This is a genomic window from Aureivirga sp. CE67 (assembly GCF_015767245.1).
Classification (GTDB): Bacteria; Bacteroidota; Bacteroidia; order Flavobacteriales; family Flavobacteriaceae; genus Aureivirga.
This window is the reverse complement of the sequence record NZ_JADOTV010000029.1, coordinates 21,677-44,307: the sequence shown is the minus strand read 5'-3', so window position 1 is coordinate 44,307 and position 22,631 is coordinate 21,677. Positions and strand designations below refer to the sequence as shown.

Below are 22,631 nucleotides of genomic sequence, written 5' to 3'. Positions count from 1 at the left end.
TTTTTTTTGGTAATTTTGTTTCCATGCTGTAATTGATTTTTGTTTGTGTCAGAGCCAACAATATAATCTTTTACAGCTTTTTTTATTCAATTGATTCTTAAATATATATTTTTAAACAGATTCAATTAGAAATAGAAAACCAAAAATATAAATCGTTCAACTTAAATTTAAAAAAATGAAAAACATATTATTAATTCTTAGTTTTATTTCATGCTTTAATTTATTTTCACAAGAATTACCGACAGAACCAGCAAAAGGTTTTGCATTTCCTTTAGGGAGTAAGTTTACAATTAAATTATACCCAACAGATTCTATTAACTTTAATTACAGCATAATCAAATTTGAAGAATACAGAGGAGTTGTAAATTTATTTGAAGATGAACTATTTTCTGAAACCGAAAACTATGAAGAAAATACTATTGAATTTTATTTTTGTTATGCCACAACTGGAGATACTGAAGAGGAAAAAGAAAAAAACATGAAAATAGTTTTAAAAGCAAAAAACAGAACCAAATATATTTTAGAATACGTTTCTGACATTCAAAGAGAGGAAGATGGTGAATTTGAGAATACATCAAATGTAGGTTTATTCCCAAATGCATCAGCAACTGAAATGTGGCCATATATGATTTACCATATTGGCTTGTCCGATTTTAAACTTATTGAAAAATAAATATCTCAAAAATCTCAATATATTTATGCGATTTTTAAAAAGTAAATAATTTATAATAAAATGAAAAAAATATTACTATCTGCTACAATTCTTCTTTTAACGATAAGCTGTGTCAAAGATGAAGAAAAACCATTGCTTACAAATTCAAGTGAAATAAGAATTGATAATAATATATTTACTTCTGGACCAAAGGATCCGTTTACAATAGACAATGCATATATTAATAATGATATTCTAACTATTACAATAGATTATGGTGGTGGTTGTGGAACGGTTTCTTATGATTTAGTAACTTCAGATAGTTATTTAACTACAGATCCTTTACAGAAAAATATTCGATTAGCTTTTGATGATAATGATAATTGTGAAGCTTTGAAAGAATTGCTTTTAAATTTCGATTTGAGTAAAATTCAAGATGAAAATTCTGATAAGATTATTATTAATCTGGAAAATTGGGACGAGCCTTTGGAATATAATTATTAAAATTCAGTTTATATATTAGTACACATTTGTTATGAAAAAAATGATTCTAGTTTAATGAAAGGAGGTTATTCTGGACCTGATAAACGTTAAATAAAAAACATATCTTTTAGCTTTTAAATCTCTATTTAAAGGCTTTTTTCTATTTTCACAGAATATTTATTACCAAAAAATTAAAAATTACTATGAATAAAATAATTAAGATTAGTTTTATACTAATTCTGTTATTTACAACTATGCACGTTACAGCACAAAATGTAACAGAAAATGAAAAATTCAAAAATTTTATACAAATCTGGGGATTATTAAAATATCATAATCCAAAAATTGCAAAAGGAGATTATGATTATAATAAAGAGTTTATCGAGGAATTTAATAAGCTTCAAAATATCTCAGATAGAAAAAAAATAAATCAGGAATTATTCGATTGGATTTCGAAATTTGAATCAGGAAAAGAAAAAATTAAACGAAAAAAGGATTTCATTAATAAAAAGAATATTTTCAAGTTAAACAACGATGTTAATTGGATTACTAATTCTGGTTTTGATGAAAAACTTGAAAGTAAATTAAAGCAAATAGAATTCAATCTTGTAAAAAAACAATTTTATGCTACGATAAATAGTATTACCAAAGATGTTTCTTTTGAAAATGACAAAAAACTAGAAAATTTTGATGTGAATAACATTGCTCATAGATATTTGTTTTTGGCTTCGTTTTGGAATCAAATGAAATACTGGAATGTCAATATTCATCTGACTGAAATAAAATGGTCAAAAGTTTTAAAACTTTCTATAATAGATTTTAAAAAAGAAGGAAAAGAAAACTTTGAAAAAGCAAAGGAAATTATCATTTCATATTTAAATGATTCGCATTCAGATTATAAATTTAGTAAGACTTTAAAATCTCTGAAATATTTCCCAAGTTTTGGTGGTAGAATTGTAAATGATTCTTTGGTGATTACTAAAATTCATAATGAAGAAATTTTCAGAAAAGACTCTTTGAATATTGGAGATGTAATTTATAAAGTAAATAATATAGAATTTAAAAATTACTATGAGAATAAATTTTCAAAAGTAATTAGTGCTTCTAATGATAATTATTTGAGAAGTTTTCAAGACATATTATTTCATTTAGCATCAAAAGAGGATTCGATTTATGTTGAAATTTTTAAAAAAAACGGACATATAAGTAAAAAGTACATTCAATTAAAATCGTACAAAGAAATATATAAAAACAGAAAAAAGAAGACAACATCCAAAAATTGGTTTGAAATTGAAAAAGGAATTGGCTATTTAAATCTTGAGAAAATCTCTAAAAAAGAATTAAAAAATGCTTTTAAACAATTCGAAAAAACAAATGGGATTATAATTGATTTAAGAAATTATCCAAAACAAATAATGCCAAAGGATATTGCAAAATATATTTATCCTAAAAAGAAAGTTTATGTAAAATACTTAGCTCCTATGTATCCTTCTTACGGAAAATATGAAAGTAATTGGAAATTTAATTTTATTATTGATAATTCAGCTGCAGGGAAAAATAATAAAAACTATTATAAAGGAAAAATTGTTTTAATTGTTGACAGAAAAACTGGAAGTCTTGCTGAATTTATTGGGATGGAAATACAGTGCGCTCCAAATTGTATCACCATCGGGGAACAAACTTTTGGAGCAGTTATGAATCGTAATCAAATTGATTTAATCGACGGAACTTATGTTGATTTTACGGGAATGGGAGCTTATTATCCTGATAACGTTGGTGTGCAAAGAAAAGGATTGAAAATTGATGTGAAAATATCTGAACAAGCTAAGAATAATAACTCTAATCTTTATATAGAAAAAGCAATTGAGATTATTAAAAAAGATAATTAACACCATTATTAAAATAACTAAAATACGTATTTTGGTTTGATTTTTGCTTTAAAGAGTGTTTTTTAACTATAATTTTATACGTTTTTATAAAGTTATAGTTTAATTAAATTATTTAAGCAAAATTTAAACTTCAAAAAAACTATGAAAATCATTAAATTACTTTCGATTTTAGCAATCGTTTTTAGTTTTAGTAGCTGTACTTTCAGAACGTATTATTTAAATTCAACAAAAGCTATTGAAAATTTCACTATAAATGAAGATAAAAAAATGGCTATTTATCCATTTATTTCTACGGATTCAAATGTGCGAAAAATAAGTACAGATTTATTTATTGAAAAATTAGATACAAGTCTTATTAAATCTATTATCAAACCTAAATCGGTAGATTCTATTTTTACTAAAAATAAAATATATGCTCTACCAAACAACATTCCAGATGAATTAATTGAAGACATCAGTAAAATTATAGATAGTGAATATTTACTTGTTGGATATATAATAAACTGGAACGAAACCGATGAAAATCATGAAGGTTTAGTAGAACAAAAATTAAGTATAATTGATTTAAAACAGAAGAAAGAAATTTGGAATATTAGTAATAAGGTTTACATCTCAGCTCCTGATGAAGACACTTATATTATTGACTCTCCACAATCGGCATATGATAAACTTGCGAAAAGAACAATAAAGGAGTTGAGTAAAATCAGTAATATTAAAAGGAAAACAATTTCTAATACTAAAGGAGCTTGGTAAATTTTAAATTTGAAAATATTTTATCAAAATAATCTTATAAAAGTCAAAAAAAAGCATGAATACAAAAACAAAAGGAATTTTAAGAAGTCTTTTAAACATAATAATTTTCATCATAGTTTATACTTTTATTGTAAAAATTGATTATCTCTTTAATGAATATTTCAAACATGACATTGATATTTTCCAATCCTCTATTACGATTACGAAATTTCAGATTTTTCTAATTTTTCTGTTTTTTTATATTTTGATTTTATTTCTAATAAAGCCTAGGAAATTAAGTGAAAAATTAAGTTTTATAAATAAAAAATATGTTCAAATTTTATTTTTTGGACCTTTGTTTGGGCTATTTTTAACTTGGAACTCTTATAATATCATAACTGGTGTTTCTTTGATGATTAATAAAATAAAAGATGAAGGTGAAATTAACCGAACAATTAAAATCGGATATTATAGTTATGAAACAAAAAAACTTTTCCTTTTAGATGATGGTTTTGAAGATATAGAAATGAGTGCAAAAACGTATAAAAGTTTGTCTGACACTACAAAAATAGAATTGAAATTCAAAAAAGGTATTTTACAAATTCCTTATGATCCTATTCCGACTGAAAGAAATTTTAAATAAAATTCCACAAAAAGAGTTGAAGAATTAAAACTTCAACTCTTTTTCGTTTCAATCTATATCAATCAAAAAAATAAACTGAAGAAAACAAAGACAATTATTAAAAAATGCTATAAAACTCAATGAATCTTCTTGACTTAAAATTTGAAATGTAAATACTAAAACGTATTTTTAATATGTTATACTTTAATAAAAAACGTATGGATATGAAAAGAACATGGCAGTTTACAACTTTATTTTTATTTTTCTCTTTTTTCATTTTTAGTCAAACATCTAATAACAAGATTTTTGTGAAAGAAATGAAAGGAATTAATGATTCTGAAAAAATTCAGAATGCTTTAAAAGAAGCTTATGATTCTAAAAAAGAGACGGAGATAATTTTTGAAAATAAAGAATACGTTTTAAGAGTAAAGGAAGAATCTAAATACTTAATGCAATTGAATAATTATCACGATTTGGTTTTAAACTTCAATAATGCAAAATTTAAACTAGACAATTATAAAAAACTAATTCATATTGAAGCTTCAGATCGTATTACTTTAAAAAATCTGTATTTCGACTTTAATACACTTCCTTTTTCGCAAGGAATTATTACTTCCGTATCAAAAGATAAAAAAACAATAAAAGTCCGAACAGATGAAGGTTATCCTGCTTTTCAACGAATTGTAAATAATACTGATATTTATTTTGGTTTAGTAAATGATAAAATAAGCGGCAAACACCCTAAAAAAGATACAAGACCATTTTATAATGTTTCGGAAATAAGTAGGATTAATAACTCCAATGCTAGTATAACTTTTCAAAACCCTGGAAATATTGAACCTGGAGATACATTTTTATTTATTGGAGCAAAAAAGGATTTTAAAGGATTGATTAATATCGAAAACTCAAATTCTATAAATATCCAAAATATCGTCATCTACTCTACTCCTTTTCACGTTATTAATATTGAAAATTCTGAAACAAATATTGATATGTTAAAAGTAAAAACAAAAAAGAATCGATTGTTTTCAGCTTCGGCAATGGGAATTATTGTAAAAAATAATAGAGAAAAGGTGTCGATTTCAAATTCTTATTTTGAAGCTTTAGGAAAAGATGTTGTTTCAGTAGAAAAAGATCCTTTGAAATTAAAAAAGAAATTGAGCGAAAATCAGGTGATTTTAAAAATAAAAAATACAAACAGCATAAATCTTCAAAAGGATGATATTCTTGTTTTTTATAATGAAAAAAGTGGAGAAGAAATTGGAGAAAATAGGATTTCTTCCGTTGTAAAACAAAACAATACAGATTATCTAATTACTTTTAAAAACAATACTAATATCAAATCTGATAGAAAAAGATATTTAAATAAAATTTTAGTTTATTCAAAATCTCAAAACAATCAAGGGTTTGAAATCTCAAATTCTATTTTTGAAAACAATCACAACAATGCAATTAGCATTTATTCTGGTGAAAACTTGAGTTTTGATAATTTAAAGTTCAAACGAAATGTAAAATATGCGCTTAAATTTGAAAAAAATATTAATCTAAAAAAAGGATTTGATATTGAAAATATTAGTATTAAAAATTCTTCGTTTAATGAAATTTACTCTTCAAGAACAGGAATTGATTTTGCTATAAGTTCGATTATTTTCAGCAATCCTTATGACGATAAAAATGACCTCATCAACTCTATAAATATTGAAGGAAACTATTTTAAACAACCTTGTAATATTAGTGCCATTACAATTCAAAACACGATGAATACCAATATTTCGAAAAACAAAGTAGAAATTGCAAAAAAGTGTTCCGCAGATTTCAGTTATTATCTTAAATATTTGGATGAGAATAATAAACTAACACAAAAAGACAATAATTTTATAATTGAATAAAAAAAAAGCTTAAACAATTTAGTTTAAGCTTTTTCTGTTTTTAAGACATTCTAATATAATTTAGAAATTCATCCTTAAATTTTTGTTCTTTAAATTTCCCTCGAAACTCACTTGTAATAGTATTACTAGAAATATCTTTAATTCCTCTTGAATTTACACACAAATGCTTAGCATCAATCATACAAGCTATATCTTCCGTTTGCAAAATATCTTGAAGTTCTTCTACAATCTGCAAAGTTAGTCTTTCTTGAACTTGCGGACGTTTTGAAAAATAATTCACAATTCGATTCATTTTCGATAATCCAATTATTTTTCCTGAAGAAATATACGCTACATGAGCCACTCCAATAATTGGAAGCAAATGATGCTCGCAAGTTGAATAGACAACTATATTTTTCTCCACAACCATTTCATTATATTGATACGAATTTAAAAAGGAAGAAGTGACTGGTTTTTTCTTCGGGTCCAATCCTGAAAACAATTCAAGCACAAAAGATTTTGCTACTCGTCGGGGGGTATTCTTCAAACTATCGTCTTTTAAGTCTAAACCTAAAACTTCCATTATATGTCTTACGTCTTTTTCTATCAATTCCATTTTCTCTTCATCAGAGATGTCAAAAGCATTTTCACTCATTGGCGTGATTGCAAGTTTTTTTGACGAAAATCTCTCTTTATTGTTTTTCATAAGTAAAATATTAGACTTGTATTCCTAAATTAAGAAAATCAACTATAAATTCCTAGATAACAAATAATTATATCTCAAAAGAAAAGTAAATTCATTTTTTCAAAACAATAACATAATATTTCACTATATTAAAGGTTAATAATTTTAAAGGGTCGTATGAGTAGATTTGTAGTGAAAATTTTATTGTTATTAAATGTTATTTTTTGTTTTTCGCAGAATAATAATGCTGAATATTTATACAATAAGATTGAAGATTCAAACAAAGCTCAATTTCAATATTATTTAAAAAAATATGAAGATTCGATTCAAAAAAATCCTGAAGATTTAGAAAGTCAAATTCAAAGATGTCTTTTTCTAGAAAAATATATAGAAAATCAGGATAATTCAGATTCTTCCAAACAAGAAAACCTTCGGAAATTAGCACAATTTCAAAACCAAATTTATAGTCAATTTAGAAATCATCCTAAAACGATTCTTTACCAATTAAATCATCTTTCTCCTGCAAAACATAAACAAATTCTAGAAAATGCGGAATATTTAATTAAAACTAATAAAGGAAATTGGACTAACAATCAAAAAAGTATTGTTTATGAGCATTTAGCAAATTTATATTTAGAAAAAAACAATAAATTAGCTATTAAATATGCTGAAAATGCTGCACAATTTAATCCTAAAAAAGACTATTCTTTTATTATTGCAAGAGCTCATTATAAAATGGGTAATAAAAATACCGCAACTGAAGTTCTGACAAATAGCTTGGATAAAAATCATCATATAAGCGAATTAAGCAAAAAAGCGAACTTATTATTTGAAATAGGTAAAGTTGATTTAGCTTCAAATACTTATAAAAGAGTTTTAAAGGAAGATTCTACTTATGTTTTAAATAAACATGTAGCAAAATTATTCGAACAAAATCATGAGTATAAATTAGCCAGAAAATTTTTGGTAAAAGATACTGTTGGAAATTGGAATAAAATTGCGCATTTACAAGAATTATTAAACTTTGACATTAAATATTCAGACCCAGAAACTACAATAGAAACTTATAGAAGATTACAACAGTTAAATCCAAAAGATGATTTTTTCGGAATTAAACGCCTTGATATTTTCTTTAAAGATCCTACCTCAACATGGAAATGGTCAGAAGTTCTTCATGTTTTGATTTTTATAGGATTTATAGCTTGCCTCCTATTGATTCCTTTTCTATGGATTTTACCAATTATTGGACTTGAAGTTGTTTTAAAAAATCGAAATATTAAAATTATTCGTAAAACTCCTTTTGATTGGTCAATTCGATTTTTCTGGTATGTAAGTTTTTGTTATTTATTGGCAACTTCTTTAGTTGTTTTCGTTTTTGAATATCAAGATTTTATTGCTATTTATTTAAAAGTTGGAGAAGTAGAAAGTTATACTGAGCAAGCAATTTCGACTTTAGCACAAGCTCATGAAATGATTTTCTTTGTCTTTCTAATGTTTATCACTACACTTTTTACTTTAAACAAAAAAAGACTTGAATATTATTATAACTCAGATTTTAGTATTTATAATATGGTTCTTTATGGTTTTATTTTCGTGATTTTTAATAGTCTTTTACTAAAAGGTCTTGATTATATTTTCCATGTAGAAGAAGTTGTAAATATATCTTATTTCTCAGCAGCAAAAGAAGAAGTTGCAGCTGTTCTTAAAGAATACGGTTTTCCAGTAGCTTTCCTACTTGTAGCGATTATTGTGCCTATTTATGAAGAAACAATTTTTAGAGGAATCATTCTTGGTTCTGTAGAAAAACATATTGGTTTTAGATTGGCTAATATTTTTCAAGCTTGTCTTTTTGGTTTAGTTCACGGAAGTCTACAACTTTTTATCTTCTATTTTATTTTTGGTTTTATTCTCGGAATCGTAGCAAAAAAAGGACAAAGTTTATTAGCAAATATTGTTTTTCACGGAATAAATAATATGGTTGTACTCTATTCTCTTACAAACTTCTAATTTTTGATAAAAAATATTTTCAAATTTTAACACTATAAACTGACATTTCTCATTGCAGTAAAAATTAATCCGAATTACACTAAAAACATAAGGTTTTCTTAACAAAATTTTGCTTGTTTTCTAAGGTTAAAAGTGAATTAAGAAGTATCTTTGTATCACAAAATTTTTGATTATGAGTAAGGCGATTTATATTGCAACAAGCGAACCAAATAGTGGAAAATCCATCGTAACACTAGGTCTAATGCGTATGCTTTTAGGACGAACTGCAAGTGTTGGATATTTCCGTCCTATTATTGATGATTTTAAAGAAGGAGAAACAGATAATCATATTGATACTGTTTTATCTCATTTTGAAATTGACTTAAAATTTGAAGAAGCATATGCATTCAAAAGAAGTGAGATTGTTGCAAAACGGAACAGTGGAAAAGTTGGTGATGTTATCGATACAATTATCCAAAAGTTTAAAGCCTTAGAAGAACGTTTTGATTTTGTTTTAGTAGAAGGAACGGATTTTTCTGGTGAAGGATTGGTAATTGAAATGGATGTAAATGTTTTAGTCGCTAAAAACCTTGGAATACCAGCAATTATTGTTGGTTCTGGTATCGGAAAAACTTTAGAAGAATTGGTTGGAAGTATTCATATTGCTTATGATTCTTTCAAAGAAAAAGAAGTGGAAGTTCTTTCTGTAATTGCTAATAAAGTTGAAGTTCAAAATATTGAATTAGTTAAAAACGGAATTGAAAATAATCTTCCAAAAAATATTATTGTAGAAGCAATTCCTAAAATTGCTGCACTTTCGAATCCTACTGTAAAGGAAATTGTAGAAGCTTTGGAAGCTCATGTGATTCTTGGTGAAGAATATTTAAACAACCAAGTTGAAAATGTGAATGTTGGAGCAATGCAATTAAGAAATTATCTGACGCATTTAAAACAAGATAATTTAGTAATTACACCAGGTGATAGAGCTGATATTATTTTAGGAGCTTTACAAGCAAATTTATCTGCAAATTATCCAAAAGTTTCAGGAATTGTTCTGACTGGAGGATTGATTCCAGAAGATTCGATTGTAAAATTAATTGAAGGTCTTTCTCGAATTGTTCCTATTATTTCTGTAGAAGACGGAACTTTCGCAACTGCAAACAAAGTAGGATCAATCGATTCGAAAATTTACGCAAATAACAAAGATAAAATCTTAACTTCTCTAAAAACTTTTGATGAATATGTAGAGCCAGATCGTTTAGCTGAAAAATTAATCACATTTGAGTCGAATGGAATTACACCTAGAATGTTCCAATACAATTTAGTACAAAGAGCAAGAAAAGAGAAAAAACATATCGTACTTCCAGAAGGAGCTGATGAAAGAGTTTTAGAAGCTGCTGCACGTCTTTCGTATGTTGATATTGTAAAAGTTACGCTTTTAGGAGATATTGACAGAATTCAGAGAAAGGCTGCTGTTCTTGGAATTACAATCGATTATGATAAAGTAGACATCATCAATCCTGTGGAGTCAAAATATTATACTGATTTTGTGGAAACTTTCTATAATTTAAGAAAACACAAAAATGTCAACATGGATATGGCGAAAGATATGATGGCAGATGTATCTTATTTTGGAACGATGATGGTGTATAAAGGTCTAGCTGATGGAATGGTTTCTGGAGCTGCACATACAACGCAACATACAATTCGTCCAGCATTACAATTCATTAAAACAAAACCAAATGTTTCTGTAGTTTCTTCTGTATTCTTTATGTGTTTAGAAGATAGAGTTTCTGTGTTTGGAGATTGTGCGATTAATCCAAATCCAACAGCTTCTCAATTAGCAGAAATTGCAATTTCTTCAGCAGAATCAGCAAAAGCTTTTGGAATTGAACCAAGAGTTGCAATGCTTTCATATTCTTCAGGAACTTCAGGGAAAGGAGAAGATGTAGATAAAGTTAGAACAGCAACAGAAATCGTGAAGAAAATGCGTCCAGAACTAAAAGTTGAAGGACCAATTCAATATGATGCGGCTGTAGATTTCAATGTTGGTAAGAGTAAATTGCCAGATTCGGAAGTTGCAGGACAAGCAAATGTTTTAATTTTCCCTGATTTAAATACTGGAAATAATACTTATAAAGCTGTACAAAGAGAAACTGGAGCTTTAGCAATTGGACCGATGTTACAAGGTTTAAATGCTCCTGTAAATGATTTAAGTCGTGGATGTACGGTAGATGATATTTATAATACTGTAATTCTTACTGCGATTCAAGCGCAAGGATTATAATTTTAAACAAAAAGAATCACTCGATATGAATATATTAATTATAAATAGTGGAAGTTCTTCTATTAAATACCAATTAATTCAAATGCCAGCCGAAACAGTAATTTGTTCTGGAATGGTGGAAAGAATTGGAATAGCAGACTCACAAGTTCATTATAAAACAGATAATAACTCTATTTCTGAAACGCTTTTTATTGAAAATCATAAAGTTGGTTTAGAAAAAATTACAAGCTTTCTTTTAGATGAAAAAGTTGGTGTAATTAAGAGTAAAAATGATATTCGAGCAGTTGGACATAGAGTTGTTCATGGAGGAAGTACTTTTTCTAAAACAACAATTATTGATGAAGAAGTAAAAGCAAAAATCAAAGAATTATTTTCTTTAGCGCCACTTCACAATCCAGCAAATTACCAAGGAATTGAAGTTGCTTCAGAATTATTTGATACAGCAATTCAAATTGCAGTTTTCGATACGGCTTTTCATCAAACTATGCCGACAGAAGCTTATAAATATGCAATTCCAAATAAATTCTTAGAAGAAGAACAAATTCGTTCTTATGGTTTCCATGGAACAAGTCATAAATATGTTTCTGAGAAAGCAATTGAGATGTTAGGAAAAGAAAATTCTAAAATCATCACAATTCACCTTGGAAATGGTTGTAGTATGACAGCTATAAAAGATGGAAAAAGTATGGATACTACACTTGGTTTTGGTCCGATGAATGGATTAATTATGGGAACTAGATCTGGAGATGTAGATCAATCTGTGATTTTCTATTTGGTTGAAAAACTTGGAATTTCTTTAAAAAAAGTAAATACTATTTTACAAAAAGAAAGTGGAATGCTTGGTTTAACTGGATTTAGCGATTTGAGAGATATTGAAGCAAATGCTGAAAATGGAAACGAAGAATGCCAATTAGCTCTTGAAATGAATGCTTATAGAATCAAAAAATATATTGGTTCTTATGCAGTAATCATGAATGGTTTAGATGCAATTGTATTTACTGCTGGAATTGGAGAAAATTCTGATGTAATCCGTAAATTAGTTTGTACAGATATGGAATATCTTGGAATTGAATTAAACACTGAGATAAACGAAATTCGTTCTAAAGAAAATAGAAAAATTAATACTGAAAACTCAAAAGTAGATATTTTAGTAATTCCTACAAATGAAGAAATCGAAATAGCGAAACAATCTTATGAATTGATTGAATCGTAATTTTCTTAGAGCTTGTTTAAAATTGTATCAGAATTTATTTTATAGTTTATTAAAATGCTATTTTGAAGTATTTTTTGGAGTGCATAGCATCGCTATGGAGGAGAAAAAATACAAAAAAGAGCTTTTAAGAAGCGTTTAAACTGTTTTGATATAAATTTAAACAAGCTCTTAAAATTATCTTCATAAAAAACATAAATAAAAGAGATAGAATCACTTAAATCTATCTCTTTTATTTTTTACCAAATCTCACTTTTATTACATATTTCTTTTATTAAAAAAATTAAATGTTATATTAGTAAATTCTAATTTATTTATAATAAATTTGGAATTGTAAACATATTTTCTGACTAAAAAATTAAACAAACATACTTTTATTAATGGAAGTAATTGATATTATTGGATATACTGTGCCTGCCATTGTTACTGCTGGTGCTTCATATTATATTATGGCTAGTTTTTTAAAAAACGACGAAAAAAGAAGGAAGTTTGAACTTTTACAAGAAGGACAAAATACCGCTTTGCCATTAAGACTACAAGCTTACGAACGAATGACTCTTTTTCTTGAGAGAATAAGTCCGAATAAGATTGTGATGAGAATTCAGCCTATAAGCGAGAAAAAAGAAGATTACCTTAACTTGTTAGTTCAAAATATTGAGCAGGAATTCGAACATAACTTAACCCAACAAATCTATTTAACCAAAGAATGTTGGAATGCTATTTTAACTACAAAAAATACAACTATTCATTTATTAAAGAAAGCAACTGCAAACGTTGAAGTAAAAAATGCACAACAGTTGAGAGAAGAAGTTCTAAAACTTATGATTGAAGGAGAATCTCCGACAACTACTGGTTTAGCTTTCCTTAAAAATGAGGTAAGTATGATGATGGTTTAAAACCAATTTTAACATATGACTATTCCTAAATAATCATTAAAGATTTTTATAATAAAATATAAATTAGAGGTAATGAAAATTAAATTTCATTACCTTTTTTATTTTACACCCAACTCCTACTCTTTTCTTAACTCAAAAATACTACCCATACGGATAGTATAAAAAACCCATAGAATAATTACTTTTGAACTATTAATAAAATCATTTATGATAAAAAAATACTTTTGGATTCTTGGGGGACTTTTTTGTGGAACTTTTATGTTTTTATCACTTGATGTTCTTTTTCCTTATGCAGAAGGTAAAGAGATTATAAAAACTGAACTGTGGAAAAGTTTCTCTTTTTGGATGTTTTTTGGTTTTACATTTACATTTTTCTTCGACAAAATCAATAAGAAAGCCATTCAAAATAAAGAAAATAATTAAAATTTATTTCTGGTCAATTCTAATTTCAAAATCACAACATAAGACAATTTGTTGTGATTTTTCTTATTAAAGATCTAGCTAACCAAGTTTTGAAAATAAAGTGGTAAATTTAATAGAACTCAAAATTAGAATTCTGTTATGTTTAAAAAAATATTTTTCGCTGTTTTAATTCTAACATTTATTTCTTGTAAAAATGATGATAATGGAGACTACATTACTCCTGAGAAGAAAATTACTGGTTTTTTATATACTTCAACAAATCCTGTTGGTGAAAATGCAGTTTTAGGTTTCAAACAATTTGATGATGGAACTGTCGAAGAATTAGAAAACTCTCCTTTTTTCACAAAAGATATTGGGGCAAATATCGAAGGTGATTTTGATGCGCAGTTTTCTATTCGAATTGTTGACGATTTTCTTTTAGTTGTAAATGCCGGAAAAAATCCAGAAAATGGTTCTATTTCTGTTTTTAAAATCGATAAACCTACAGGAAATTTAACTTTAATTGATCAAACTCCTGAAAACGAATCTACTTTTAATATCGATAGCCAAGGGATTCGCCCAGTTACTTTAGCTATCACAGAACAAAACGGAAAAACCTGGGTTGTAGTCGGAAATCAACATTCTACATACGGTTTTGCTGGAGAAAGCGAAACTCCAAGCGGAGAATTTATTAATTCTGACAAAAGAAGTGTTGTTCTTTTTTCTCTAAATAAAAATACTGGAATTTTAACTTTTGAAACTATTATCGATTCGTATTTTGATGCAAATATTGGAGGAATTTCAAGTGTCGATTTCAACCAAAACGGTGATCGTCTTTCGGTTTCGACTTTAGGTATTTATCATTTCAGTGTTCCTTTTCCAAACCCAGATATTATAAAACCAAGTTATGTGAATTTTTACGATTTCAACAATGGAAATTCAACTTTAGCACATTCTTTCTTCCAAGATGGAATTAGTGGAACTACAGCTGCTGTTTGGTCTCCAAATGGAACTAGATCTTATGCTGCTAGCTTTAATTTAATTGAAGAAAAAATTGATCATGATGTGTATAGTTTAAATACTTCTACTTATGAAATTTCAGAAAACTTCAGAGCTGGAACTGGATTCGAACCTGGAACTTGTTGGTCAAATATCAGTTTAGACAAAAAAACTTTTTTTGCTGTAAACTTCGGAGAAAATGCAATTATTTCGTATAATATCGGGGAAGATGATGCAATTTCTGAAATCGAAAATGGAAGAGTCGAAGCAAAAGGTTTAGAACCAGATGAATTCAAAGATTTGATTAATTTAGGAAATTATGTTTATGTTATTTCTGCAATAAATGAACATAAAATTTCTATTTTCTATTTAAGTGCAAATGGAGTTTTAACTGAATTAGCAGATTCTCCTTATGAAATTCCAAGTTCCATCGGAAAAACTAGTGCTGATGAAATTTATCTTGGATTAGCAGGTTATGAACTTGAATAATTTTTAATTTTCTGTTCGGTTTTAGATTTTTCTGAGTCTTTATTTTGAATTCAAAATAAATAACCCATGAAAAAAACACTTCTAATTGTACTTTTTATTTGTACAAAAATTCTCTATTCTCAAAATCCAGAAATTGACAAGATATATCATATCAAAAAATTATTGACAGAATTCTCTGAAAATGAAGCTTTTTCTGGAACTGTTTTAATTGCTTCAAAAGGAGAATCTTTTTTTCAAGAATCTTATGGAATTGCGAATAGAGATTGGAATATTAAAATGGAAAACAATACAAAATTTGTGATTGGTTCTATTTCTAAATCCATGACTTCTACTCTAGTTGTAAAACTTGCTCAAGAAAAAAAACTAAACCTTGAAGACCCTATTTTAAAATATTTCCCAGAATTTTCTGCTGAAAAATATAAAAACATAACGATTCATCATCTGATCAGTAATACTTCAGGAATTCCAAATTACTTTTTATTAGACGGTTGGATTAAAGGAAATTTTAATAAATACTTTTCCAAAGAAGAATTTTTAAAAGAAATCGAAAAATTAGATTTATTTTTTGAACCAGGTGAAAGTTATCATTATTCGAATTCCAATTATTTTTTATTAAGCTTAATTATCGAAAAAGTCACGAATCTTCCTTTTGAAAAAGCAATCGACAAACATCTTTTTTTCCCTTTAAAAATGGAAAATACGGGAGTTTATCATTATGATAAAATTGTAAAAAATCTAGCTTCAGGATATCGTTTTTCAAAAAATGGAGGATATCGAAATCAAAATTACATCAATTATTTCCTATTCAATGGTGCAGGAAATATTTATTCTACAGCAGAAGATTTATTAAAATTTGAGCAACTTTTTTATTCTGACAATTATTTAAACAAAACTTCTAAAAAGATTCTTTTTAACCCAAAATATAGAAATGGCTGGAATGTAGAGGAATTTAAATTTGGAAATGAAGTTTTGAAAAACATCAATTATGATGGCCAAATCGAAGGTTATAGCACAATGCTTTATCGTTTTCCAGAAGAGAATCTTACAATCATTTTACTAGCAAATAACGGTATAGGTTATGAAGCAAAAAAATACATTATTGAAAGTATTTCGAAAATTATATTTTTAGGAAAACCAAAAGAAAAAACACCATTCTTCTTAGCTTTAAACAAGGCTGTTTATGAAGATAATCTCGATGTTGCAATTGAAAATTTTGAAAAAAACAAAGACAAATATTCTAAACATCCAGAATTAATCAGTGATTTAGCAAAACAATTAAGTTGGTCTGGATTGACAGAGAAAGCTGAAAAAATCTATCTTTTTGATCATAAATTATTTCCAAATGATATAAATCTAACCTTTGAAATTGCAGAATTCTACAAAGAAAACAATGAAATAAAAAAAGCAATTCCATTTTATAAAATAGTTCAAAAAGAATATCCTGAGAATAATTATATCAATTCAATGTTAAAAGAAAAAGATTAATTGTTTTTTTATTTAAAATTCATTCAAATTATTTAGAATATTTTTAATTTTAGATGCTCAGTTAAAATCAAACTAACAAATCAATGCTAAAAAAAATATTTACTTTTTCGATTATCACAATTTTTATTTCTTGTGATATGACTGAAAATTCAAAAGCAAAAAAAAATACTTCTGAAAAAAAGAAAGAAATAACGCAAGAAACAAATTCTTTAGACTCTACTTTTAACATCAAAGGTTGTGCGAAATATTGGAAACAAATCAGCCCGATGGAAAAAGAAAAAAAGGTTCTTATTCAGAAAATTTATAAGGAAAACCAAGGAAATGAATTAAATAATAAATTCCTAAAATCTTATTTAGATTCGGATTGGAAAATTGAAATGAAGAAAAACAATTATGATAAACATCTTTTCCCTATTTACCGTCTTTTTAAAGATGATGTTGGAATTGTTTCACATCATGCCAATAATTCTGAAAAAAATAAAATCGTAAAACATATTACAGAAATTCCAATTGAAAAAGAGATTAACCTGGTTTATTACCCAGAATATTTAGATTCAATTTTCAAGAATAAAAAGAAACCAACTATTTACACTTACTCAGAAAAAGGTAGAGAAACTAAAACAATTAAAGATTTTGGTTTCGGAAAAAGTAGATGTCTTCAATATTATGAATATTCATACGAACCAACGGATAATCCCGACAAAAATGTTGTTTTCGGTTCTCCGTTTAAGTTAGATTTAGAATATCAAAATTATCCAGAAATTGATGCTATTCTTCATGAAAACTTTATGAAAAACTGCTACGATTGCCCATCAAACGATGATCAATTAAAGACTTTTGCAAAATTAAAAGGTTACAAAAACTTATATTTTGCTTATGCAGATTCATTTCCAATCAACAATCAATTGGAATACCCAACCCGAGTTTTGGTTTACATCAGCGATGATAACAAAATGACTTTCCTTTGGGATATCGGCCTAGATTTATTAGGATGCGGTTGTGTTTAAAACATATAATGAAAATCTGGCGCACTTTTATAAAGTGTGCCCATTGTTTCTAGTATTTGTGTGATCATGAATTACTACACAAATATTAAAAAAATCTTTAATTCTTAAAATAAAAAAACTCCTCAGAAATTGAGGAGTTTTTCACAACACTAATGTCCATTAAATTTTAGGGGCTTCCCTACGGTCGGGCTATCCGCTATATCTTTTTCGGTTTCAAAAAACCAAAAAAGGATGCCGCTACTATCCCTAAGCCAAAAAAATCAACGGGGAAAATATAAACTTATCTAATCATGTTCTATTTTAAATCAAAAAATCTCATTCACTATCTTTCTAATATTCTTCCCATTTCCCATTGAATAATAATGCAAAACAGGAACATTTTTATTTTTCAATTCTTTGCTTTGCTCAATACACCACTGCACTCCTACTTCCGCAACTTCTTTATTTGATTTACATTTCAAAACCTCATCAATTAAAGTTTCTGGCAAATCCACACTAAATCGATGCGGTAATAAATTCAACTGGCGTTTTGTTGCAATTGGCTTCAAACCTGGAATAATCGGCACATGTATATCATGATCTCTACATTTTTCAACAAAATCAAAATATTTCTGATTATCAAAAAACATTTGTGTAATGATATAATCTGCACCATTTTCAATCTTTTGTTTCAAAAACTGAATATCTACATCCAAACTTGGAGCTTCCATATGCTTTTCAGGATAACCAGCAACTCCAATACAAAAATCCGTTTCTGCACAGTTTTCAATATTCGCATTCAAGTATTTCCCCTGATTCAAATCTTGAATTTGAGAAACTAATTCTGAAGCAAACTGATTTCCTTCTTTTTCAGCTTCAAAATAAATCTCAGATTTTATCGCATCTCCACGAAGTGCAACAACATTATCGATCTCTAAAAAATCTAAATCAATCAAAAAGTTCTCGGTTTCTTCTTTTGTGAAACCCCCACAAAGAATATGCGGAACAGCATCCACATCAAAACGATTTTGAATTGCAGCACAAATTCCAACTGTTCCAGGTCGCTTTCGAATGATTTCTTTCTTATACAAGCCATTTTCAGCTTGTTTAAACAAATATTCTTCTCTGTGGTAAGTTACATCTATAAAAGATGGATTAAACTCCATCAAAGGTTCTAAATTGGAAAATATCGATTGAATATTTTGTCCTTTCAATGGTGGTAAAATCTCAAAAGAGAAAAGAGTTCCGTTTTTATTTTTATTTATATGTTCAATTACTTTCATGATAATTCTAGATTTGGTGCTAACCATTTTGCTGCCTCTTCGACAGAAATATTTCTTTTCTCTGCATACACTTTCAATTGATCTTCTTTAATTTTTCCTAAACCAAAATAGCGAGCATTTTCATTTGCGAAATAATAACCACTTACACTCGCTGCTGGCCACATCGCAAGATTTTCGGTTAGTTTTACTCCAATTACTCCTTCCACATTCAATAATTTCCAAATCGTTTTTTTCTCCAAATGATCTGGACAAGCTGGATAACCTGGTGCAGGACGAATTCCTTTATATTTTTCTTTTATCAATTCATCATTTGAAAAAGTTTCTTCTTTCGCATATCCCCAATAATCTTTTCGAACTTGCTCATGAAGATATTCAGCAAATGCTTCAGCAAATCGATCTGCTAAAGCTTTTACCATGATAATCGAATAATCGTCATTTTCTTCTTCAAACTTTTTCACTAATTCCTCAGTTCCAAATCCTGTTGTCACACAAAAACATCCGATATAATCTTCCAATCCAGTTTCTTTTGGAGCAATAAAATCTGACAAAGAAAGATTTGGTTTTCCTTCTGATTTTTTTCCTTGTTGACGAAGTGTAATAAATCGATCTAAATACTCATTTTTTTCATCATAAATTTCAATGGTATCTCCAACAGAATTTGCTTTAAAAATTTGAAAAACAGCTTTTGCTTTTAACAAGTTTTCATCCAATATCATTTCGATAAAATCTAAAGCATCTTCGTATAATTTTGTAGCTTCTTCTCCCACAACTTCATCTTCTAAAATAGCTGGAAATTTTCCAAATAAATTCCAAGTTTTAAAGAAAGGAGTCCAATCAATGTAGTTAATTAAATACTTTAAATTAAAACCTTCAATTATTTGATTATCAATGTTTTGAGGTTTTTTAATTAAAGTTTTACCCCAATTTAAATTTAACCTATTTTCTGTAGATTTCTGATAATCAACATATTGCTTCTTTTTCGTCCTTGTAAGAAATTTTTCTCTAAAAACTTGATAATCAGACTTAATCGTTTTTTTATAATCTTCTCTATTATTTTTCAATAAATTACCGACAACTGTCACTGCTTTTGATGCATCATTTACATGAACCACAGCATCATATTCTGGATCAATTTTCACTGCGGTATGCGCTTTCGAAGTTGTCGCTCCTCCTATCAAAATTGGTACTGAAATTTTTTCTTTTTTCAGTGCTTTTGAAACAGTGATCATTTCATCTAAAGAAGGTGTAATCAAACCACTTAAACCTAAAATATCTGGTTGTTCTTTTTGAACAGTTTCCACAATTTTTTCTGGAGGAACCATCACTCCTAAATCTATAATTTCATAATTATTACAACCTAAAACTACACTTACAATATTTTTTCCAATATCATGTACATCTCCTTTCACTGTTGCCATCACAATTTTTCCTGCTGATTTTACTGAAGAATCTTTATCTTCTTCAATAAATGGTTGTAAATAAGCAACTGCTTTTTTCATCACACGAGCAGACTTCACAACTTGCGGTAAAAACATTTTTCCAGAACCAAACAAATCTCCTACGATTCCCATTCCTTCCATCAGATTTCCTTCAATAACTGTCAAAGGCTTTTCTGCTAATAATCTTGCTTCTTCTACATCTTCGATGATAAAACTGTCAATTCCTTTTACCAAAGCATGATTAATTCTAGATTGCAATTCTTCTCTTCTCCAAGACAGATCTTGTGTTTTTTTCTTTTGCTTATGATTCCCATCATTTTTGATTTCTTCTGCAAAAGCTAAAAGTCTTTCCGTAGCATCTTCTCTTCTATTTAAAATAACGTCTTCTACAAGCTCTAAAAGATTTTTCGGTATACTATCATAGATTTCCAATAAAGATGGATTTACAATACCTAGATTCAATCCATGTTGAATCCCATGATATAAAAAGACAGAATGCATTGCTTCTCGAATCGTATTATTTCCTCGAAAAGAAAAAGAAACATTACTTACACCTCCAGAAACATTTGCATAAGGTAAATTTTCACGAATCCATTTTGTAGCTCTAAAAAAATCTATTGCATTTGTTTCATGTTCTTTGATTCCTGTAGCAACAGGGAAAATATTTGGATCAAAAATGATATCTTCTGGTGGAAAGCCTACTTTTTGAACTAAAACTTTATACGAACGTTCACAAATTTCAATTCTACGATCATAAGTATCTGCTTGTCCAACCTCATCAAAAGCCATTACCACAACAGCTGCTCCGTAACGCAAAATAGTTTTCGCCTGCTGTATGAAAGCTTCTTCTCCTTCTTTTAAACTAATCGAATTTACAACTCCTTTTCCTTGAATCACCTGTAAACCTGCTTCGATAATTTCCCATTTTGAACTATCAATCATCACAGGAACTCTTGCAATATCTGGCTCAGACGCAATTAAATTCAGAAAATGAACCATTTCTTTTTTTCCATCCAGCATTCCTTCATCCATATTGATATCGATGATTTGCGCTCCATTTTCCACCTGATCTCTTGCAATTTCCAATGCTTCCTCATAATTTTCTTCTTTTATCAAGCGAAAAAATTTTCTAGAACCTGTCACATTTGTTCTCTCTCCGATATTGATAAAATTAGATTCTGGACGAACATTTAAAACTTCTAAACCAGATAATTTTAAATATCTATTTGTTTGCGTACTCATAGTCTTTCTGAATTTTTCTAGGTTCATATTTCGCAGCAATATCTGCGATAGCTCTAATATGCTCTGGCGTAGTTCCACAACATCCTCCGATAATATTTATAAGGTTTTCTTGTAAATATTGCTCAATAATCGCTTGCATTTCAGCAGCAGTCTCGTCATATTCTCCAAAAGCATTTGGTAAACCTGCATTCGGATGCGCAGAAGTGTGAAACTTTGATTCTACAGAAAGTCTTTCTAAAAATGGTAACAATTGTTTTGCACCCAAAGCACAATTAAATCCGACACTTAAAAGCGGAATATGAGAAATTGAGTTCAAGAAAGCTTCCACCGTTTGCCCTGAAAGTGTTCTTCCTGAATTATCTGTAATAGTCCCGGAAACCATAATTGGAATATTTAAACTTCTTTCTTCCTTTACTTCTTCAATAGCGAACAAAGCTGCTTTTGCATTCAGCGTATCAAAAATAGTTTCCACCAACAAAATATCTACTTCTGCATCTACCATTGCATTGATTTGCTCTTTATATGATTTTCGTAAAGTTTCAAAATCAATCGCACGGAAAGCTGGTCTGCTCACATCTGGTGACAAACTCGCTGTTCGGTTTGTAGGTCCAATGGAACCAGCAACATATCTTGGTTTTTCTTTTGTAGAATATTTTTTAGTTGCTGCTTTTGCAATTCGTACAGATTCAAAATTTAATTCATACACCAAATCTTCCATGTGATAATCTTCCATGGCGATACTTGTGCTTGAAAAAGTGTTTGTCTCAATGATGTCTGCTCCAGATTCCAAATATTTCTCATGAATTTCTTGAATTGCTTCTGGTTGCGTCAAAGAAAGTAAATCGTTATTTCCCTTTAGATCATGTGAAAAATCAGCAAAACGTTCTCCTCTATAATCTTCTTCTGAAAAATTATAGCGCTGGATCATCGTTCCCATTGCTCCGTCTAAAACTAAAATTCGTTTTTTTATGTCGTTTAAAATTGTGCTCATTTTTG

The 22,631-nt window shown here is 28.2% G+C and carries 18 protein-coding genes; 14 read left to right on the top strand and 4 right to left on the bottom strand.

Features of this window, described 5'->3' with window-relative positions:
- Positions 1 to 175 precede the first annotated feature (175 nt).
- The 6 genes from I0K12_RS20550 (at position 176) to I0K12_RS20525 (ending at position 6,267) form a co-directional block, all read left to right on the top strand.
- Positions 176 to 673, top strand: a complete 498-nt coding sequence (locus tag I0K12_RS20550; RefSeq protein ID WP_196890064.1) for a hypothetical protein — start codon at positions 176 to 178, stop codon at positions 671 to 673.
- Between the two features lie 60 nt (positions 674 to 733).
- The gene (locus I0K12_RS20545; protein ID WP_196890063.1) at positions 734 to 1,156 is read left to right on the top strand and encodes a hypothetical protein; all 423 of its coding nucleotides are present in this window, start codon (positions 734 to 736) and stop codon (positions 1,154 to 1,156) included.
- A 182-nt stretch (positions 1,157 to 1,338) separates the two neighbouring features.
- Positions 1,339 to 3,024 carry a S41 family peptidase gene (locus I0K12_RS20540; RefSeq protein ID WP_196890062.1) on the top strand — a complete coding sequence of 562 codons (1,686 nt, stop codon included), beginning with the start codon at positions 1,339 to 1,341 and terminating at the stop codon, positions 3,022 to 3,024.
- Positions 3,025 to 3,165: 141 nt separating this feature from the next.
- Positions 3,166 to 3,777 carry a hypothetical protein gene (locus tag I0K12_RS20535; RefSeq protein WP_196890061.1) on the top strand — a complete coding sequence of 204 codons (612 nt, stop codon included), beginning with the start codon at positions 3,166 to 3,168 and terminating at the stop codon, positions 3,775 to 3,777.
- 55 nt (positions 3,778 to 3,832) lie between these two features.
- Complete coding sequence (locus I0K12_RS20530) at positions 3,833 to 4,399, top strand: hypothetical protein (protein ID WP_196890060.1); 567 nt, start codon at positions 3,833 to 3,835, stop codon at positions 4,397 to 4,399.
- 203 nt (positions 4,400 to 4,602) lie between these two features.
- On the top strand, positions 4,603 to 6,267 hold the full coding sequence (locus I0K12_RS20525; protein ID WP_196890059.1) for a hypothetical protein: 1,665 nt from the start codon (positions 4,603 to 4,605) through the stop codon (positions 6,265 to 6,267).
- Positions 6,268 to 6,307: 40 nt separating this feature from the next.
- On the opposite strand, the gene folE is transcribed toward I0K12_RS20525, so the two are convergent.
- Positions 6,308 to 6,952: a GTP cyclohydrolase I FolE gene (folE, locus tag I0K12_RS20520; RefSeq protein WP_196890058.1), complete on the bottom strand. Its 645-nt coding sequence runs from the start codon at positions 6,950 to 6,952 to the stop codon at positions 6,308 to 6,310.
- A gap of 156 nt (positions 6,953 to 7,108) precedes the next feature.
- Between folE and I0K12_RS20515 the strand changes: the two genes are divergently transcribed.
- From I0K12_RS20515 to I0K12_RS20480, 8 genes are all read left to right on the top strand, one after another.
- Complete coding sequence (locus I0K12_RS20515; protein WP_196890057.1) at positions 7,109 to 8,938, top strand: type II CAAX endopeptidase family protein; 1,830 nt, start codon at positions 7,109 to 7,111, stop codon at positions 8,936 to 8,938.
- 172 nt (positions 8,939 to 9,110) lie between these two features.
- On the top strand, positions 9,111 to 11,204 hold the full coding sequence (gene pta, locus I0K12_RS20510; RefSeq protein ID WP_196890056.1) for a phosphate acetyltransferase: 2,094 nt from the start codon (positions 9,111 to 9,113) through the stop codon (positions 11,202 to 11,204).
- 25 nt (positions 11,205 to 11,229) lie between these two features.
- Entirely contained in the window at positions 11,230 to 12,417 is a 1,188-nt protein-coding gene (locus I0K12_RS20505; RefSeq protein WP_196890055.1) for an acetate/propionate family kinase, read from the top strand.
- A gap of 377 nt (positions 12,418 to 12,794) precedes the next feature.
- Entirely contained in the window at positions 12,795 to 13,310 is a 516-nt protein-coding gene (locus I0K12_RS20500) for a hypothetical protein (RefSeq protein WP_196890054.1), read from the top strand.
- A gap of 207 nt (positions 13,311 to 13,517) precedes the next feature.
- The gene (locus tag I0K12_RS20495) at positions 13,518 to 13,733 is read left to right on the top strand and encodes a hypothetical protein (protein WP_196890053.1); all 216 of its coding nucleotides are present in this window, start codon (positions 13,518 to 13,520) and stop codon (positions 13,731 to 13,733) included.
- Positions 13,734 to 13,871: 138 nt separating this feature from the next.
- Positions 13,872 to 15,200, top strand: coding sequence for a hypothetical protein (locus I0K12_RS20490; RefSeq protein WP_196890052.1), 1,329 nt, complete (start codon positions 13,872 to 13,874; stop codon positions 15,198 to 15,200).
- A 66-nt stretch (positions 15,201 to 15,266) separates the two neighbouring features.
- A complete protein-coding gene (locus I0K12_RS20485; RefSeq protein ID WP_196890051.1) occupies positions 15,267 to 16,685 on the top strand; it encodes a serine hydrolase domain-containing protein in 1,419 nt (472 codons plus the stop codon).
- A gap of 83 nt (positions 16,686 to 16,768) precedes the next feature.
- The gene (locus I0K12_RS20480) at positions 16,769 to 17,692 is read left to right on the top strand and encodes a hypothetical protein (protein ID WP_196890050.1); all 924 of its coding nucleotides are present in this window, start codon (positions 16,769 to 16,771) and stop codon (positions 17,690 to 17,692) included.
- A 305-nt stretch (positions 17,693 to 17,997) separates the two neighbouring features.
- Here I0K12_RS20480 and metF read toward each other — a convergent pair whose 3' ends face one another.
- The 3 genes from metF to I0K12_RS20465 are packed head-to-tail and all read right to left on the bottom strand — an operon-like array spanning position 17,998 to position 22,626.
- Positions 17,998 to 18,954 (bottom strand): methylenetetrahydrofolate reductase [NAD(P)H], encoded by a 957-nt coding sequence (metF, locus tag I0K12_RS20475; RefSeq protein WP_196890049.1) that lies wholly within the window; start codon positions 18,952 to 18,954, stop codon positions 17,998 to 18,000.
- A complete protein-coding gene (metH, locus tag I0K12_RS20470; protein ID WP_231372822.1) occupies positions 18,951 to 21,635 on the bottom strand; it encodes a methionine synthase in 2,685 nt (894 codons plus the stop codon). Before metH ends, metF begins: the two co-directional genes overlap by 4 nt.
- Entirely contained in the window at positions 21,616 to 22,626 is a 1,011-nt protein-coding gene (locus tag I0K12_RS20465; RefSeq protein ID WP_196890047.1) for a homocysteine S-methyltransferase family protein, read from the bottom strand. The genes metH and I0K12_RS20465 overlap by 20 nt, the downstream gene beginning before the upstream one ends.
- Between the last annotated feature and the right edge of the window lie 5 nt (positions 22,627 to 22,631).

What these genes read in the sequence shown, in the direction of transcription:
- I0K12_RS20495 (WP_196890053.1), top strand. Translation starts at nt 13,518, where the DNA reads ATGATAAAAAAATACTTTTGGATTCTTGGGGGACTTTTTTGTGGAACT.
- I0K12_RS20500 (WP_196890054.1), top strand. Translation starts at nt 12,795, where the DNA reads ATGGAAGTAATTGATATTATTGGATATACTGTGCCTGCCATTGTTACT.
- I0K12_RS20530 (WP_196890060.1), top strand. Translation starts at nt 3,833, where the DNA reads ATGAATACAAAAACAAAAGGAATTTTAAGAAGTCTTTTAAACATAATA.
- pta (WP_196890056.1), top strand. Translation starts at nt 9,111, where the DNA reads ATGAGTAAGGCGATTTATATTGCAACAAGCGAACCAAATAGTGGAAAA.
- I0K12_RS20480 (WP_196890050.1), top strand. Translation starts at nt 16,769, where the DNA reads ATGCTAAAAAAAATATTTACTTTTTCGATTATCACAATTTTTATTTCT.
- I0K12_RS20485 (WP_196890051.1), top strand. Translation starts at nt 15,267, where the DNA reads ATGAAAAAAACACTTCTAATTGTACTTTTTATTTGTACAAAAATTCTC.
- I0K12_RS20545 (WP_196890063.1), top strand. Translation starts at nt 734, where the DNA reads ATGAAAAAAATATTACTATCTGCTACAATTCTTCTTTTAACGATAAGC.
- I0K12_RS20540 (WP_196890062.1), top strand. Translation starts at nt 1,339, where the DNA reads ATGAATAAAATAATTAAGATTAGTTTTATACTAATTCTGTTATTTACA.
- I0K12_RS20465 (WP_196890047.1), bottom strand. Translation starts at nt 22,626, where the DNA reads ATGAGCACAATTTTAAACGACATAAAAAAACGAATTTTAGTTTTAGAC.
- I0K12_RS20535 (WP_196890061.1), top strand. Translation starts at nt 3,166, where the DNA reads ATGAAAATCATTAAATTACTTTCGATTTTAGCAATCGTTTTTAGTTTT.
- I0K12_RS20490 (WP_196890052.1), top strand. Translation starts at nt 13,872, where the DNA reads ATGTTTAAAAAAATATTTTTCGCTGTTTTAATTCTAACATTTATTTCT.
- I0K12_RS20550 (WP_196890064.1), top strand. Translation starts at nt 176, where the DNA reads ATGAAAAACATATTATTAATTCTTAGTTTTATTTCATGCTTTAATTTA.
- metF (WP_196890049.1), bottom strand. Translation starts at nt 18,954, where the DNA reads ATGAAAGTAATTGAACATATAAATAAAAATAAAAACGGAACTCTTTTC.
- I0K12_RS20505 (WP_196890055.1), top strand. Translation starts at nt 11,230, where the DNA reads ATGAATATATTAATTATAAATAGTGGAAGTTCTTCTATTAAATACCAA.
- metH (WP_231372822.1), bottom strand. Translation starts at nt 21,635, where the DNA reads ATGAGTACGCAAACAAATAGATATTTAAAATTATCTGGTTTAGAAGTT.
- folE (WP_196890058.1), bottom strand. Translation starts at nt 6,952, where the DNA reads ATGAAAAACAATAAAGAGAGATTTTCGTCAAAAAAACTTGCAATCACG.
- I0K12_RS20515 (WP_196890057.1), top strand. Translation starts at nt 7,109, where the DNA reads ATGAGTAGATTTGTAGTGAAAATTTTATTGTTATTAAATGTTATTTTT.
- I0K12_RS20525 (WP_196890059.1), top strand. Translation starts at nt 4,603, where the DNA reads ATGAAAAGAACATGGCAGTTTACAACTTTATTTTTATTTTTCTCTTTT.